General features: G+C 61.6%; 17 protein-coding genes and 1 tRNA gene. 12 read left to right on the forward strand and 6 right to left on the reverse strand.

The genetic code is table 11. From position 1 onward, the window contains the following. The first annotated feature begins 170 nt into the window (after window positions 1-170). The 4 genes from CSC67_RS17925 to CSC67_RS17940 all read left to right on the forward strand — a co-directional run bounded on the left by CSC67_RS17925 (window position 171) and on the right by CSC67_RS17940 (window position 1,838). Window positions 171-452: a hypothetical protein gene (locus CSC67_RS17925; RefSeq protein ID WP_118995822.1), complete on the forward strand. Its 282-nt coding sequence runs from the start codon at window positions 171-173 to the stop codon at window positions 450-452. A 145-nt stretch (window positions 453-597) separates the two neighbouring features. After that, on the forward strand, window positions 598-798 hold the full coding sequence (locus CSC67_RS17930) for a hypothetical protein (RefSeq protein ID WP_118995823.1): 201 nt from the start codon (window positions 598-600) through the stop codon (window positions 796-798). 154 nt (window positions 799-952) lie between these two features. Next, window positions 953-1,450 carry a hypothetical protein gene (locus tag CSC67_RS17935; RefSeq protein ID WP_118995824.1) on the forward strand — a complete coding sequence of 166 codons (498 nt, stop codon included), beginning with the start codon at window positions 953-955 and terminating at the stop codon, window positions 1,448-1,450. Window positions 1,451-1,472: 22 nt separating this feature from the next. Then, on the forward strand, window positions 1,473-1,838 hold the full coding sequence (locus tag CSC67_RS17940; RefSeq protein ID WP_118995825.1) for a hypothetical protein: 366 nt from the start codon (window positions 1,473-1,475) through the stop codon (window positions 1,836-1,838). A 35-nt stretch (window positions 1,839-1,873) separates the two neighbouring features. Here CSC67_RS17940 and CSC67_RS17945 read toward each other — a convergent pair whose 3' ends face one another. Then, on the reverse strand, window positions 1,874-2,128 hold the full coding sequence (locus tag CSC67_RS17945; protein ID WP_118995826.1) for a hypothetical protein: 255 nt from the start codon (window positions 2,126-2,128) through the stop codon (window positions 1,874-1,876). A 223-nt stretch (window positions 2,129-2,351) separates the two neighbouring features. Between CSC67_RS17945 and CSC67_RS17950 the strand changes: the two genes are divergently transcribed. The 3 genes from CSC67_RS17950 to CSC67_RS17960 all read left to right on the forward strand — a co-directional run bounded on the left by CSC67_RS17950 (window position 2,352) and on the right by CSC67_RS17960 (window position 4,471). Next, a complete protein-coding gene (locus CSC67_RS17950) occupies window positions 2,352-3,830 on the forward strand; it encodes a helix-turn-helix transcriptional regulator (protein WP_118995827.1) in 1,479 nt (492 codons plus the stop codon). A 106-nt stretch (window positions 3,831-3,936) separates the two neighbouring features. Next, window positions 3,937-4,164 (forward strand): hypothetical protein, encoded by a 228-nt coding sequence (locus tag CSC67_RS17955; protein WP_118995828.1) that lies wholly within the window; start codon window positions 3,937-3,939, stop codon window positions 4,162-4,164. An 88-nt stretch (window positions 4,165-4,252) separates the two neighbouring features. After that, window positions 4,253-4,471: a hypothetical protein gene (locus CSC67_RS17960; protein WP_118995829.1), complete on the forward strand. Its 219-nt coding sequence runs from the start codon at window positions 4,253-4,255 to the stop codon at window positions 4,469-4,471. A 259-nt stretch (window positions 4,472-4,730) separates the two neighbouring features. Here the strand turns inward: CSC67_RS17960 and CSC67_RS17965 are convergent. Together CSC67_RS17965 and purB are read right to left on the reverse strand one after the other, a co-directional pair. Continuing rightward, a tRNA-Lys gene (locus tag CSC67_RS17965) sits at window positions 4,731-4,806 on the reverse strand. A gap of 115 nt (window positions 4,807-4,921) precedes the next feature. Continuing rightward, the gene (gene purB / locus CSC67_RS17970; RefSeq protein ID WP_118995830.1) at window positions 4,922-6,298 is read right to left on the reverse strand and encodes an adenylosuccinate lyase; all 1,377 of its coding nucleotides are present in this window, start codon (window positions 6,296-6,298) and stop codon (window positions 4,922-4,924) included. A gap of 216 nt (window positions 6,299-6,514) precedes the next feature. Between purB and CSC67_RS17975 the strand changes: the two genes are divergently transcribed. Next, window positions 6,515-7,162 (forward strand): glutathione S-transferase N-terminal domain-containing protein, encoded by a 648-nt coding sequence (locus CSC67_RS17975; protein WP_118995870.1) that lies wholly within the window; start codon window positions 6,515-6,517, stop codon window positions 7,160-7,162. A 125-nt stretch (window positions 7,163-7,287) separates the two neighbouring features. On the opposite strand, the gene mnmA is transcribed toward CSC67_RS17975, so the two are convergent. The 3 genes from mnmA to aroG form a co-directional block, all read right to left on the reverse strand. Continuing rightward, window positions 7,288-8,406 (reverse strand): tRNA 2-thiouridine(34) synthase MnmA, encoded by a 1,119-nt coding sequence (gene mnmA, locus CSC67_RS17980; RefSeq protein WP_118995831.1) that lies wholly within the window; start codon window positions 8,404-8,406, stop codon window positions 7,288-7,290. 9 nt (window positions 8,407-8,415) lie between these two features. Next, window positions 8,416-9,843, reverse strand: coding sequence for an FAD-binding oxidoreductase (locus CSC67_RS17985; protein ID WP_118995832.1), 1,428 nt, complete (start codon window positions 9,841-9,843; stop codon window positions 8,416-8,418). A gap of 67 nt (window positions 9,844-9,910) precedes the next feature. Next, window positions 9,911-10,987: a 3-deoxy-7-phosphoheptulonate synthase AroG gene (gene aroG, locus CSC67_RS17990; protein ID WP_118995833.1), complete on the reverse strand. Its 1,077-nt coding sequence runs from the start codon at window positions 10,985-10,987 to the stop codon at window positions 9,911-9,913. A gap of 384 nt (window positions 10,988-11,371) precedes the next feature. On the opposite strand from aroG, the gene ehuB reads away from it, so the two are divergent. From ehuB to ehuA, 4 genes are all read left to right on the forward strand, one after another. Further along, entirely contained in the window at window positions 11,372-12,295 is a 924-nt protein-coding gene (gene ehuB, locus CSC67_RS17995) for an ectoine/hydroxyectoine ABC transporter substrate-binding protein EhuB (protein ID WP_245220282.1), read from the forward strand. 90 nt (window positions 12,296-12,385) lie between these two features. Next, a complete protein-coding gene (gene ehuC / locus CSC67_RS18000; RefSeq protein WP_425337670.1) occupies window positions 12,386-13,048 on the forward strand; it encodes an ectoine/hydroxyectoine ABC transporter permease subunit EhuC in 663 nt (220 codons plus the stop codon). Next, window positions 13,048-13,740, forward strand: a complete 693-nt coding sequence (gene ehuD / locus CSC67_RS18005; RefSeq protein ID WP_118995835.1) for an ectoine/hydroxyectoine ABC transporter permease subunit EhuD — start codon at window positions 13,048-13,050, stop codon at window positions 13,738-13,740. The genes ehuC and ehuD overlap by 1 nt, the downstream gene beginning before the upstream one ends. After that, window positions 13,737-14,516 (forward strand): ectoine/hydroxyectoine ABC transporter ATP-binding protein EhuA, encoded by a 780-nt coding sequence (gene ehuA, locus CSC67_RS18010; RefSeq protein ID WP_118995836.1) that lies wholly within the window; start codon window positions 13,737-13,739, stop codon window positions 14,514-14,516. Before ehuD ends, ehuA begins: the two co-directional genes overlap by 4 nt. Window positions 14,517-14,689 lie beyond the last annotated feature (173 nt).

Below are 14,689 nucleotides of genomic sequence, written 5' to 3' on the forward strand. Positions count from 1 at the left end.
TACAGGCATTGGCCGCTGATTCACTGGCTTCGGTTACCCCGGCGCCCAAGCGGCGAATCACAACAATTATGCTGCCCCCTCGGCCCCGGCTCGCCACAAGCATGCCGCGAAGCTTCTACTGAATCTTCGGACAAACGGGTCGACAACGGCACAACACTCAGGAGACCGCCATGAACGAAATCATCGAGCAGTACTGGGCCCGCGCACTAAAAATCACACGCCAATACGAAGCGGGCGAAGTCAACTTCGCCGATCTTACCGGGCTGGGCGACGAGTTTGCAGCGTCGTTCATCGAACAGCTGAACGAAATGCCCGAACCTCTTCGGGCCCGCTACTGCGCAGGGCTCGAGACCAAGCTCAGCACGGCCATCGCACAAAACGGCCCCGAAAGCCCCGCGGCTCAAGCGTTCAACGAACTGCGCGTGTCCATCACACGCACTCCCATCTACTGAACCGCGAAAACAGGCGCCCTGCCTCGCATGCCTTCCCTCCCGCCCGGATCGAAGCCGGGCGGTCCTGTTCCGCCCATCTCGCCGAAGCCTGTGCCCCTTCGACTGCGTTGGTCGCAAGCCGCGCCGCGCCCGCTAGAATAGCGGGATGAAAATCGGATTTCTCGTTCTGAGCATACTGGCCATGGCAGCCACCTGGTGGTGGGCGGCGTATCGTCAACCGACGCGGGGCCGCCTGGGATGGCGAGAGAAAAAACGCATCGCTGTACAAAGCCTGCTGGCCGGTGCGGCCGTGTACTTCGTTCTGCTGTTGGGCGCCGGCCTCTACTTGGCCCTTTCGAGCTACTGAACTCTTCCAAACACCTTCAATCTGTCACGCAGATAGAATAGAATGTAATGAACTTTACATTCTCTTCTTGCCGAGCCCTATCCTGTAACATTTGTTCTGCCGGCAGGCACTATCGCGGCTCGCCTGAAGGCAGGTCCTGATCGTTCAGAATACTATGCGTCGCCCCCACCCGACACGTCCGGTTTTTCTGCTGTTGTGCCTGCTCGGGGCCACCTTGGGCGGGGCTTCTGCAGCCTCCACCAATTGGCCCGTGGCGCCCTCCAGGCTGGTTTTCGATACGCCTTACGGCACCCTGCAGGTCAAGAACAACGAATACGTCTACGAGTCCAGGCTGCATTTCAATAATGCCGACGTCGCTCCCGTCGTCGAAGGCCTGCTCAATATTCCTTATGCCTTCAGCCTGCCGACCGCCCAGGTTGCGCTGGTTTCCATCAGCACGGGCGACGCCGACTGCCCAATCTCGTATCGCTGGGTCGTGCTCAAAGAAAAAGGCTATACGGTGTCGCCCGCGTTCGGATCCTGCTCCGAACAGATCAAGGTCACGGTCAAAGGGCGTACTTTCCTACTGCAAACGCCCAACAGCCAGATGCCGGATAAAATAGACGTATACGCCTACGACGGAAAAACCGTGCGCAAGCGCACTCAGCGCTGACCGCATTTTTAGCGATACGACTTTGACGAACTCTCCCGCCGATTCCTGGGGTTTTCTCCACCCCGAATGCCACGGCCAAAACGCCCTGCTTTTCTTCAGTTGGGACTTGGCCAAGACGATCGAACAGCAATTCAAGCTGCATGCCGACGCGCCCGTGTCCACCCAATTGGCCGAAGCCCAGAAAGCGGTCGACCGCCTGTTGAAGCAGTATGTGCAGATTCAGGCCAATCCCAAGGCTTTCGAAGGCCAGAGCATCACCCTGAAACTGGAACAAAGCGGCTCCAACGCTCAGGGCGTGCCCGTTCTGGCGCTGCAGACGTCTCCCGAACTCGAGGCGCTGATCCTGGAGATGCAGTCGCAGCTCCAGTCCTCGCAATCGGTCAACTAGACATCAAGCCTAGGGCCTGTCAACACTAAAAGTCCCTAGCGCGACGATTCGCGCAATTGCAGGACATCCTCATTCAAGGCCACGGCATGCGTGCCGGCCAGGCCTTCCCGAATCGCGTCCTGAAGCAGCTCGAGCAGCTCCTCGCAGCGCTTCTCGATGAACATGGAAGGCACGTAGATCGTATCGTCGCGGCTGAGATACAGAAGGCAGCCCTCTTCGTCTTCGAAATAGCCCTTGACCCGGCCTTCGATACCTCTATTCAACCGCTTTATGAATTCACCGTAGGACACTTCAACTTCCAGGATTGATTGAGCGTTCGATACTTTATGTAGAACGCGATGCCGGAAGCTTATCGATAGACCCACCCCTTGTAAAGATCCAAATGGAGTAGTCCTTCTAGTATTTTTGTCATGGTATCGAGCGCCCGCCGCAAAACGGCGGAAAAGCCGCGCCGAGTATGGGTTAAGCTAGATGGCGTCGCCCACACAGCCGCTGCCCGACCAAGGAGCTCAAATGCGTTCTCCTACCGCTGCCGCCGACACGTTTGGTGCCGAAACCGAGACCCTGTTTCGTGAACTCGCGACTGAATCCACAGAAGGGATTCTCGTGATAGACAAACGGGGCCGCATCGCATGGGCGAATGGCGCCGCGCTGAATATGCACGACGTCAGCCGAATGGAAGACCTCGGCGAAACGGCCGCCGGTTATCGCAAGCACTACCAGCTGAAATACCGTACTCAGCGAAAACTGGCTGCCGGACAATATCCGATAGATCGCCTGACCCGGACAGGCAGCTTCAACGAGCTCTACGTACACGTTACACGCAAGGACGACGAAACGTATCACCGCGTCCTGCTGTTTCGCGGTTTGGCTCTCGAGCAGACCGACTTTTCCTGCGCCGGCGCGCTGGTCCTGCAAGACGCCACCGATGAATTCGATGCGCAGGAGCGGTTCGAAAAGACCTTCGACGTCAACCCCGCACCCGCCATCATATGCCGCTTGAGCGACCTGCGTTACATCAAGGTCAATCGGGGGTTCGCCCAGATGACCGGCTACCGCCAGAGCGATCTGCTGGGCAGTTCGTCCTACGAGATCGACGTACTGCGCGAAGCAGAACAGCGCGACAAGGCGATCGAATGTCTCAAGCACGGCCAAACCATTCCCCAGATGGAGGCGGTGCTCAAGCAGGCCGACGGTAGCGACAAATACGTCATCGTGGCCGGCCAGCCTCTGGACGTCGACGGCGAGCCGAGCATGCTTTTCACCTTCATCGACCTCACCGAGCGTAAGCAGGCCGAAGCGGACCTGCGCCAGTCCGAAGAAAGATTCTCCACCGCGTTCCGGCTTGCCCCCGTTCCCATGGCGTTGAGCTCTATGGAAGAAGGCCGCCTGCTCGAGGTCAACGAAGCTTTCCTGCGCGTCACGGGCCGTTCCGACAAAGACGATGCCAACCAGGCTCTGGACAGGCAGGAACTCTGGGTCGATCCCCAGACCCATCAGAAGCTCGCCGGACAGCTCGAACGCAACGGCAGCCTGCGCAATGCCGAGTTGCAGCTGCGCTTGCGCTCGGGGCAGTTTCTCGACTGCCTCGCGTCCGCCGAAATCGTGACCATAGGAAGCGACCGGTGCATACTCTGGGTGGTTCAGGACATCACCCAGCGCAAACGAACCGAAGCCGAACTGATGCAGGCCATCGAAGCGGTCATGCAGGACGCCTCCTGGTTCAGCCGCACCGTCGTCGAAAAACTCGCCCAGTTGCGCGGGCGCCATGGCGCGGCAACCAATCAAACAGAACTGGCCGATCTCACCTTGCGCGAACAAGAGATCTTGAACCTCATGTGCCAGGGCAAGGAAGACCGCGAAATCGGCGACGCCCTGGGCATTTCGCGCCACACCGTGCGCAACCACGTGGCCGCCATCTACAGCAAGATCGGCGTACACCGCCGAGGCGCCGCCATCATCTGGGCGCTGGAACGCGGCATAGGGGGCTAGCCTTCTTCGGCTCCCGGGTCAATAGCGTAGTACTTACAAAATACTACACCTGGCCGAACAGTTATCAGTAGTATGGATAACCCAGGACTCACAAAAGGAGGCCGTTATGCGGACAATTATCGAGTCGACGTATAAGGGCCGGTGGATCGAGCTGATCGAAGTCGAGGATGAGGGACTTTTCCTGGCTGGCATACGAATCACCACGGATGCTCCCGGAGCGCCCAGCCGCAAATGGGAAAACCTCGATACTGAAATTGCCGTGTATTTCGATTTCGAATCGGCCAGCGAAGACGCCCTGATACAAGCCAAGGCGCACATCGACAAGAAGCATTGAACCTACAAACCCCGCCCTCGGCGGGGTTTGTTTTTTCGGGCGCATACGTCCGGCAGAAGCATATATTCCATTAAGCCCGGCGTACTATATGGTCGCCATCATCGTTGCTGCTTACACACTCGCCGCAAGGCAGCCATTCCAATCGCCGCACTATGACCTTGCCGCCGATTCGCCCGTACACATAGCCCGAAAAGGCTTTGGAACTCAGGGGACGCTCGTGAACGGCTTCCAGAAAAGCTATACGACCGGAGCGAGTAATGTAGATGTCCACGCCCGTGATGATCTCGTTATTTTTAAGGCTTTTTGACATGATGTTGTTGGTATTTGTTTTTAACAAATGAATACACAGCAAACATCGTGCCTGGCCGGGCAAGGCCGGACAGAATCCCGAGCGCGCAAGCCGGCACTGGGCCGTAAAAATTACGGCGTAAACGGCTCCAGGAAATTACAGTAGGCGGGAGCGGTATGTGCCCGGTAGAAACGCCACATTTAGGGCACACACCGAGCAGGAAAAGAAAAAGGCCGCCTAAGAAGCGACCTTATCTTGCTGATACTACTAGTGTTTTTGGTGGGGCCTGAGGGACTCGAACCCTCGACCAAAAGATTAAGAGTCTTCTGCTCTACCAACTGAGCTAAAGCCCCGCCGGAATTTTAACAGAGTTTCATGGCCTGTTTGGGCGAGGCAGGCGGTTTTTTTATAAGGTCAAAACCGCCCTTCAGAAATCCCAATTGCTCCTTTTGAGGACCAAACCGTCGTTCACACGTCCCGCGCCAGTTCGGGCGCCAGGCCGACATAGCTGCGCGGCGTCATGGCCAGCAGGCGAGCCTTCGGTTCGGCGGGCAGGTCCAGGCCGGCGATGAATCCGGACAGCGCTTCCTGGGTGATGCCCTTGCCGCGCGTCAGGGCTTTCAGCTGTTCATAGGGCTGGGGCAGGCCGTAGCGCCGCATCACGGTCTGCACCGGTTCGGCCAGCACTTCCCAGCAGTTGTCGATGTCGGCATCGATGGCGGCCGCGTTCAGTTCCAGCTTGTCCAGGCCCCGCAGGCAGGAATCCCATGCGACTGCGCAATAGCCCAGGGCCACGCCCAGGTTGCGCAGCACGGTGGAATCGGTCAGGTCGCGCTGCCAGCGCGAGACGGGCAGTTTCTCGGACAAGTGCTTGAGCAGTGCGTTGGCCAGGCCGATATTGCCTTCGGAGTTCTCGAAGTCGATGGGATTGACCTTGTGCGGCATGGTGGAGGAGCCCACCTCGCCCTCTTTCAGGCGCTGCTTGAAGTAGCCCAGCGAGATATAGCCCCAGATGTCGCGATTCAGGTCGAGAAGAATGGTGTTGGCGCGCGCCACCGAGTCGAAAAGCGCCGCCATCCAGTCATGCGGCTCGATCTGGATGGTGTGGCGGTTCTGGGTCAGCCCCAGCTCGCCGAGCACCCGGGCGCTGAAGGCCGGCCAGTCGATTTCGGGATAGGCCGCCAGGTGGGCGTTGTAGTTGCCCGTGGCGCCGTTGAGCTTGGCCAGGGGCTCGACGGCCCGGATGGCCTGGAGGGCGCGATCGAGGCGCGCGGCCACGTTGGCGAACTCTTTGCCCAGCGTGGTGGGGCTGGCGGGCTGGCCATGGGTGCGCGACAGCAGGGGCTGGTCGGCGAACTGGCTTGCAAAGCCCTTGAGGCGCTCGGCCAACTGGCCCAGACGCGGCAGAATGAACTGCTCGCGCGCACGGCTCAGCATGAGGGCATGCGAGGTGTTGTTGATGTCTTCCGAGGTGCAGGCGAAATGGATGAATTCGGCCGCGCCGGAAAGCTGCGCATTGCCGGCAACCCGCTCTTTGAGCCAGTATTCGACTGCCTTGACGTCATGGTTGGTGGTTTTTTCAATCTCTTTGATGCGGGCGGCATCGGCTTCGGAGAAGTCGGCCACCAGTTGCCGCAGCGCCGCGCGCGACTCGTCCGAGAAGGCCGGCAGCTCGGGCAGTCCCGCCTCGGCCAGGCCCAGCAGCCAGGCCACTTCGACTTCGACCCGATGGGCCATGAAGCCGGCCTCGGACAACAGGGCGCGAAGAGGATCCGCCTTGGCGGCATAGCGCCCGTCCAGGGGCGACAGGGCGTTCAACTGACTGAGCTGCTGGGCAATTTTCATGACGTTCTTTGGTTGAAAAAATCAAGGCGCATTTTAGCATTCGGCCCGTTCCGTCCCCTTTTTGCGCGAGCCGGCCGCAGCGGCCCAGGCCCGCGCCGCGAATAAACCACACATTGTGTAAAACAGCCGTTCCAACCAGGGACGAAAGCCGCGCCGGCGCCCTCTGCGCAGCCTTCCCTGCTATACTTTTTGGGCCTGCAACTTTCCGACTTTGCCATGAAACTTTTTGGTTCGTTGACAAGCCCTTACGTACGCAAGGTACGCGTCGTGATGGCGGAAAAAAAGCTCGAATACGAGCTTGTTCTCGATGATGTATGGTCGGAAGCAACCCAGATCCAGCAATACAATCCTTTGGGCAAGGTTCCCTGTCTGGTCATGGACGACGGCGGCAGTCTGTTCGACTCGCGCGTCATCGTCGAATACCTCGACACCCTCTCGCCCGTGGGCCGTCTGCTGCCCCAGGCAAGCCGCGACCGCACCGCCACCAAATGCTGGGAGGCCATCGCCGACGGCATCATGGACGCCGCCGTCGCCATCCAGGTCGAAAACACGCAGCGTCCCGAACACCTGCGCAGCCCCGACTGGATCCGCCGCCAGCATGGCAAGATCAACGCGGCGCTCGAATTCATGGAGCAAGGCCTCGAACCCAACGCCTTCTGTATGGGCGTCAACTTCAGCCTGGCCGATATTGCCGTGGGCTGTGCGCTCGGCTATCTCGACCTTCGGCTCAGCCAGGTCGACTGGCGCGGCAAGTATCCCAACCTGGCCTTGCTGGCCGAGAAGCTCCACGATCGCCCGTCCTTCACCGCCAGCGCGCCGCCGGCCGGCAAGCCTCAGTCACAAGACATCGCGCTCAATCCGTAAAGCCGAACGGTCGACGCAATCTTTGCGTTGAGCCATCCCGACAGCAAAAAGCCGAGTGATTACTCGGCTTTTTGCTGTCCACGGCGTCTGTGAAGCGTGATCACACTACTCTTGACGCGCCCCACTTATACGATGATGCCGCCGCCCAGGCAGATGTCGCCGTCATACAGCACGGCCGATTGTCCCGGCGTCACGGCCCATTGCTGTTCGTCGAAACTCAGCGCGAACCCGCCCTCGGACGTGGTCTCGTCGAGATGGCAGCGTGCATCGGGCTGGCGGTAGCGCGTCTTGGCGGCATAGTCGCCCGCCGGTGGCGGGCTACCCGAGATCCAGCTTGCGTCCTGCGCCCGCAGGCTGCTGGACAGCAGCCACGGATGATCGTGTCCCTGGACCACATACAGGGTGTTGCTCTCGATGTCCTTGCGCGCGCTGTACCAGGCATCGGCCGTGCCATCGGCACGCTGCCGGCCCTTCACGCCGCCGATGCCCAAGCCCTTGCGCTGTCCAAGGGTATAGAAAGCCAGGCCCATGTGGCGGCCCAGTTCCTTTCCTTCAGGCGTCTTGACCGGCCCCTCTTGAGTGGGCAGGTAGCGGTTGAGGAATTCGCGAAAGGGCCGTTCGCCGATGAAGCAGATGCCGGTGGAGTCTTTCTTAGCGGCATTGGGCAGGCCCAGTTCTGCGGCGATGCGGCGCACTTCGGTCTTGGGCAGCTCGCCCAGCGGAAACAAGGTGCGCGACAGCTGCGCCTGGTTCAGGCGGTGCAGGAAATAGCTTTGGTCCTTGGTGGCATCGAGCCCTTTCAGCAGCTCGAAGCGGCTGCCCTGCTCCGTGGCGACTTCACGCACACGCGCATAGTGGCCCGTGGCGATAAGCTCGGCGCCCAGGGACATGGCATGGTCGAGAAAGGCCTTGAACTTGATCTCGGCATTGCACAGGATGTCGGGATTAGGCGTGCGGCCGGCCGAATACTCACGCAGGAACTCGGCAAAAACACGGTCCTTGTACTCGTCCGCGAAATTGACGGCCTCGATTTCGACGCCGATCAGGTCGGCCACGCTGGCCGCGTCCAGCCAGTCCTGGCGGGTGGAACAATACTCGGAATCATCGTCGTCTTCCCAGTTCTTCATGAACAGGCCGACGACCTCGTAGCCCTGTTGCTTGAGCAGCCAGGCGCTGACGGACGAATCGACGCCCCCGGACATGCCGACGACGACGCGTCCCTTGCTTGCGGAAGAAGAAGTCATTGCATTATTTTAGATTACGCCCTCTTCGCCCGGAGGAATCGTTTTGCCGGGATTGAGGATGCCCCGCGGGTCATAAGCCCGCTTCAGCGCGCGCATCAGGTCGAGCGCGCCATCGCCGTGCTCGGCCTGCATGAATTCCATTTTGTGCAGCCCCACGCCGTGTTCGCCGGTGCAGGTGCCGCCCATGGCAATGGCGCGCTCGACCAGGCGCCGGTTGATCTGCTCGGACTCGCGCCACTCTTCGGGCTTGTCCGGATCGATCATCATCAGCACATGGAAGTTGCCGTCGCCCACATGGCCCACGATGGTGTGCGGAAAACTCGCCGTCTCGAGATCGGCCGCGGTTGCGCTGACGCAATGCGCAAGCTGCGAAATCGGTACGCAGACGTCCGTCGTCGTAGCCCGGCAGCCTGGCCGCAACTGCACGCCGGCAAAATAGGCGTGATGCCTGGCCGTCCACAAGCGCGTCCGGTCCTCGGGATGCTCGGCCCACTGAAAGTCTGTGCCGCCGTGTCCGGCCGTGATCTCGCCGACGGTCTGCGCCTGTTCCTTGACGCCCGCCGGGCTGCCATGAAACTCGAAAAGCAGCAGCGGCGATTCAGTCAGATCCAGCTTGCTGTATGCATTGGTGGCCCGGACCGCGTCCGTGTCCATGAACTCCACGCGGGCGATCGGCACCCCCATCTGAATGATCTCGATGACGCTGTTCACCGCGTCCTCGAGCGTCGGAAAATTGCATACCGCAACCGACACTGCTTCGGGCTGCGGATACAACCGAACGGTGACCTCGGCGATGATGCCCAGCGTGCCCTCGCTGCCGACGAAGACGGCTGTGAGGTCGTAGCCCGCCGAGGACTTGCGCGCGCGCGAGCCGGTATCAACGATGCGGCCGTCGGCCGTCACCACCTTGAGCGCCATCACGTTGTCGCGCATGGTGCCGTATCGCACCGCGTTGGTGCCCGAGGCGCGCGTGGACGCCATGCCTCCCAGGGTCGCGTCGGCGCCCGGATCGACCGGGAAGAAAAGCCCCGTATCGCGAAGATATTCGTTGAGCTGCTTGCGCCTGACCCCCGCCTGCACCGTCACGCACTGGTCTCCGGCATCGACCGCCAGAATGCGATCCATGCCGGACAGGTCCAGGCTGATGCCGCCCTGCACGGCCAGCACATGGCCCTCGAGCGAGGAGCCGGCGCCAAAAGGAATGAGCGGCACGTTATGCCGATGGCAATGGGCGGCCACCCAGGCAATGTCCTCGACGCTCGAAGCATGGACGACGCCGTCCGGCAGCATGGGCGGATAAGGGGATTCGTCGCGCCCGTGATGCTCGCGTACCGCCTCGGCCGTGGAAAACGCCGCGCCGAACCGTTCGCGCAGCGCATCGAGAAAGCCCGGCGGAATGGCGCGGCGATCGGCCCGGCCTTGCAGCAATGGGTTCATGTCGGCTCCGGTTCAGCGGTGATCGGCTCGGCAAAAGGCAGAGCGGCGGGTGGCGCGGCCGCGGACATCAGGCCGCGCTGGACTGCACCGCCACCCGGCGCCGTTCGCGCACCGCCTCGGACAGGCGCTCGAGCACCTGCACGGAAGCGTCCCAGTCGATGCAGCCGTCGGTGATGCTTTGGCCATAGACGAGCGGCTTGCCGGCGACGAGGTCCTGGCGGCCGCCCACGAGATGGCTTTCGACCATCACGCCACAGATGCGCTGGTCGCCCGAGGCCACCTGGCCGCAGACGTCCTCGATGACCTCGGGCTGCTTGGTGTAGTCCTTGTTGCTGTTGGCGTGGCTGGCGTCGATCATGATTCTTGGCTTGAGACCCGCCTTGAGCAGGTCCTGGCAGGCGGCCTCGACGCTGGCGGCATCGTAATTGGGCGCCTTGCCGCCGCGCAGTATCACGTGGCAGTCTTCGTTGCCCACCGTGGAGACAATGGCCGAATGGCCGCCCTTGGTGACCGACAGGAAGTGATGCGGCTGCGAGGCCGCCTTGATGGCATCGATGGCGATGCGCACGTTGCCGTCGGTGCCGTTCTTGAAGCCGACCGGGCACGACAGACCGGAAGCCAGCTCGCGGTGAACCTGGCTTTCGGTGGTGCGCGCCCCGATGGCGCCCCAGGACACCAGGTCGGCGATGTATTGCGGCGTGATCATGTCGAGGAATTCGCAACCCGCCGGCAGGCCCATGGCGTTGACCTCGAGCAATAGTTGGCGGGCGGTGCGCAGCCCCTGATTGATGTTGAAGCTGCCGTCCAGGTTCGGGTCGTTGATGAGGCCTTTCCAGCCCACCGTGGTGCGGGGCTTTTCGAAGTACACCCGCATGATGATCTCGAGCTCGCCCTGGAAGCGGTCGCGTTGGGCCTTGAGCCGATTGGCGTATTCGAGGGCCCCCTTGGTATTGTGGATGGAACACGGGCCGATCACGACGACCAGGCGGTCGTCCGCGTCGTGAAGCACATCGTGCACCGCGCGGCGGGCGGCGTAGACGGTTTCGGACACTTCGCGGGTGCTGGCAAACTCGCGCATGACGTGCGAGGGGGGGCTGAGTTCTTTGATTTCTCGGATACGTAAATCGTCGGTATTGTGTGACACGAGCTACTCCAGTAATTGCCAGCGGCCCAGCGGCAAAAAAAAACCGCCTAGCTACTTTGCTGGCGGCTTTTTGGGAATTGGGTGTTTTAGTGCGTACTACGCTTCCCTTCCTCCACCAGCGGTGTTGGAAAAGCATAAAAATAAAAGAAAGCGTAAGCGGCACGATTCATGCTGTAGATGCTACCACGATCCAGCCCGCGCAGACAAGGAAAAAATCCCCCGCTGTCGAGTCGTTGCCACAAAGCGGTTCAATGGCGCGTTTGGAATCAGGTCCCCCAACCTCGTTCTGCCAGTCGCTTTGCCCGAGCCGCATCCCGTTTCGCCCTGAGGCGGCGTGATTCGATATTGATTTGAAGTGAAATGATTTTGTACGGTATCATTCCTATGAGAATCAATTACACGCACCGCCCCCGGGCGCAGCGATCCGACGGCGTGATCCAATCAGACAAAAAACCCCTGAAGAAATGGCCGGCATTGCTGATGGCGATGGCGCTGCTGGCGGGCGCGGCGGGGCTTGCCCAGGCCGTCACCCTGGAACAGATCAAGAAGCGCGGCAGCCTGCGCATCGCCGTCGCCAACGAGATTCCCTACGGCTACATGGACCTGCGCGGCAAACCGCAAGGCGTGGGGCCGGACGTCGCTCAGCACATCGCCCAGCAATTGGGCATCAAAGAAATCGAGTGGATCAGCACCACTTTCAGCGCCCTCATCCCGGGCCTGCGCGCCAAACGCTTCGACATGGTCGCCGCTGAAATGGCCATCCTGCCCCAGCGCTGCGGCCACGTCCTGTTCTCCCAACCCAATAGTTCGTACGGAGAAGGCCTGCTGGTGGCCAAGGGCAATCCCAAGAACATCCACTCCTTCGAACACTTCGCCCGCTCCCAGGACAAAGTGGCCATCATGGCCGGCGCCGACCAGCTTGAAATGATGCAGGCCCTAGACGTGCCGCAAGAACGGATGGTGACCATCTCCAGCAACTCCGACGCGATCTCCACCGTGGCTACGGGGCGCGCCGGAGCCTACGCGGCCACCAGCGCCACCATCCATCAGTTGGCGGGCAAGGACGACAGGGTCGAGGCTGCCGCCGAATTCACCGATCCCGTCATCGACGGCGAACCGGTCCGCAGCTGGGGCGCGTTCACCTTCAATACAGACTCGAAAGACCTGGTCCGGGCCGTCGATGAAGAGCTGGCCCGGTTCAAACAGACAGAGGCGTGGCGGCAAATCATGGCCCGGCATGGCTTCAGCGAAATAGACGCCGAGGAATCTTTCGAACGCACGCGCGAGCAATTGTGCGCAGCCCATTGACCGGCCGATGATCATGGACGAACCAAGACACCCGTGCACCCGCCCAGGCACGACGCCCGCGGCCGAGCCGAGGAGACCGACATGCAGTGGATGAACTATATCGTGCCTTTGCTCGAAGGCGCATGGGTCACCGTCCAGCTGACCGTCATCTCGACCATCGGCGGCGCCTTCTTCTCTTTTCTGTTCGGCGTAGGCCGGCTCTCCCCGAACCGGGCCGCCCGCTATCTCTCCGTAGGTTTCATCGAAGTGTTTCGCGGCACCTCGCTGCTGGTGCAGCTGTTCTGGCTGTACTTCGCCCTGCCGCTCATCGGCGAGGCGCTGGGCATCAATCTGCGCCTGCCTCCGGTGGCGGCCGGCGCGCTGGCCCTCAGCCTGAATATCGGCGCCTATGGCGCCGAGGTGGTGCGCGGCGCCCTGCAGGCCGTGCCGCGCGAACAGCACGAAGTGGCCAAGGCGCTGGACTTCACGCCGCGCCAGACCCTGTGGCGCATCAGCCTGCCCCAGGCCATTCCCGAAATGATGCCCAGCTTCGGCAACCTGGCCGTCCAGAACCTGAAGGACACGGCCCTGGTTTCGCTGATCAGCCTGGGCGACCTGGCCTTCAAGGCCGAGCAGATCCGCAACTTCACTCAAGACAGCACCACCATCTACGCCATCCTGCTGCTGATGTACTTTGGCATGGCGCTGGTGCTGACCGCCATCATGAAGCTGCTCGAGCGCTCGGTCGGGCGCTGGCGCGCGGGGGGTGTCTAATGCTTTTCGGCATCGAATGGGACACGAGCAACGACTGGCTGTTCGCCGCCTCGATCCTGCCCATCCTGCTGCGCGGCCTGGTGGTCACCATCCAGGCCACTGTGCTGGGCTTTCTGGTGGCGGCCGTGCTGGGGCTGGTTCTGGCCGCGCTGAAGGCCGCGCGCTCGCGCTTCATCGCCTGGCCGGCGCGCGCACTGACCGAGTTCCTGCGCGACACTCCCCTGCTGGTACAGCTTTTCTTCCTGTATTACGTGCTGCCCGAATACGGAATATTGCTGCCCGCCTTCCTGACCGGCGCGCTGGCCCTTGGCGTGCAATACAGCGCCTATATGTCCGAGGTATACCGCGCCGGACTGGAGTCGGTGGCCAGAGGGCAGACCGAAGCCGCGCGCGCGCTCGACCTGTCGCCGCTGCGCACCTTCGGTGTCGTCATCCTGCCTCAGGCCGTGCCGCGCATCATTCCCGCGCTGGGCAACTACCTGGTCTCCATCATGAAGGACGTGCCCGTGCTGTCGGTCGTATCGGTGCTGGAGATGCTCAAGGTCGCCCAGATCATCGGCGACCGCAGTTTCCATTACGTCATCCCGCTTTCCATGGTGGGCGCCCTGTATCTGGTGCTTACTCTGATCGCGTCGGCGGGGGTGCGCTATCTGGACGCCCGCCTTCCAAAACGAGGATTGCCGCTGAAATGAACGAACAAGCCATTATCCGCTTCGAGCGTGTCGTCAAGCGCTTCGGCGACGTCACCGTACTGGACGAGCTGGATTTCCACGTCGACAAGGGCGAGAAAGTCACCATCATCGGCCCGTCGGGCTCGGGCAAGTCCACGGTGCTGCGCATCCTGATGACGTTGGAAAACATCGACCAGGGAGTCATCTACGTCGCGGGCAAACCCCTGTGGCATGAAGAGCGCAACGGAAGCCTGGTGCCCGCCGGCGAGGCCCATCTGCGCAACATGCGCAAGGAAATGGGCATGGTGTTCCAGCAGTTCAATCTGTTTCCCCACATGACGGTGCGCCGCAACATCACCGAAGCGCCCGTGCACGTGCTCAAGCTGTCGCGCCAGGAGGCGCGCCAGCGCGCCGACGAATATCTTGAGCTGGTCGGGCTGAGCGAGCACGCCGACAAATTCCCCAGCCAGCTTTCAGGCGGCCAGCAGCAGCGGGTGGCCATCGCGCGGGCGCTGGCCATGCGGCCCGGCATCATGCTGTTCGACGAACCCACCTCGGCGCTGGACCCCGAACTGGTGGGCGAGGTGCTTACCGTCATCCAGCGGCTGGCCCAGGAGCACGACCTGACCATGTTGCTGGTCACGCACGAGATGCAGTTCGCCAAGCAGATATCGGACCGCATCTGCTTTTTCGACAAAGGGCGCGTGCTCGAGGACGGCCCGCCCGAGCAGCTGTTCACCGAACCCCGCGAAGCGCGTACCCGTGAATTCCTGAGCGCCTTCCTGAATCCGGCTTGAGGGCCCTTCCACAGGGAAGCGACCGGCCGCTCCCTGCAGAAAATGCCTCCACGCCACGCAGGCTACGCCTGCTTGCTGCTCCCAAAGGGGGCCGTTTTTTGCCGGGGCGCCGAGCCTTTGGGCGGCCCGGCGGCAAAAAAGCCCGAAGGCCGCAAACGGCTTCGGGCTTTTCG

This window comes from Pusillimonas caeni (genome assembly GCF_003545815.1).
GTDB lineage: Bacteria > Pseudomonadota > Gammaproteobacteria > Burkholderiales > Burkholderiaceae_B > Pusillimonas > Pusillimonas caeni.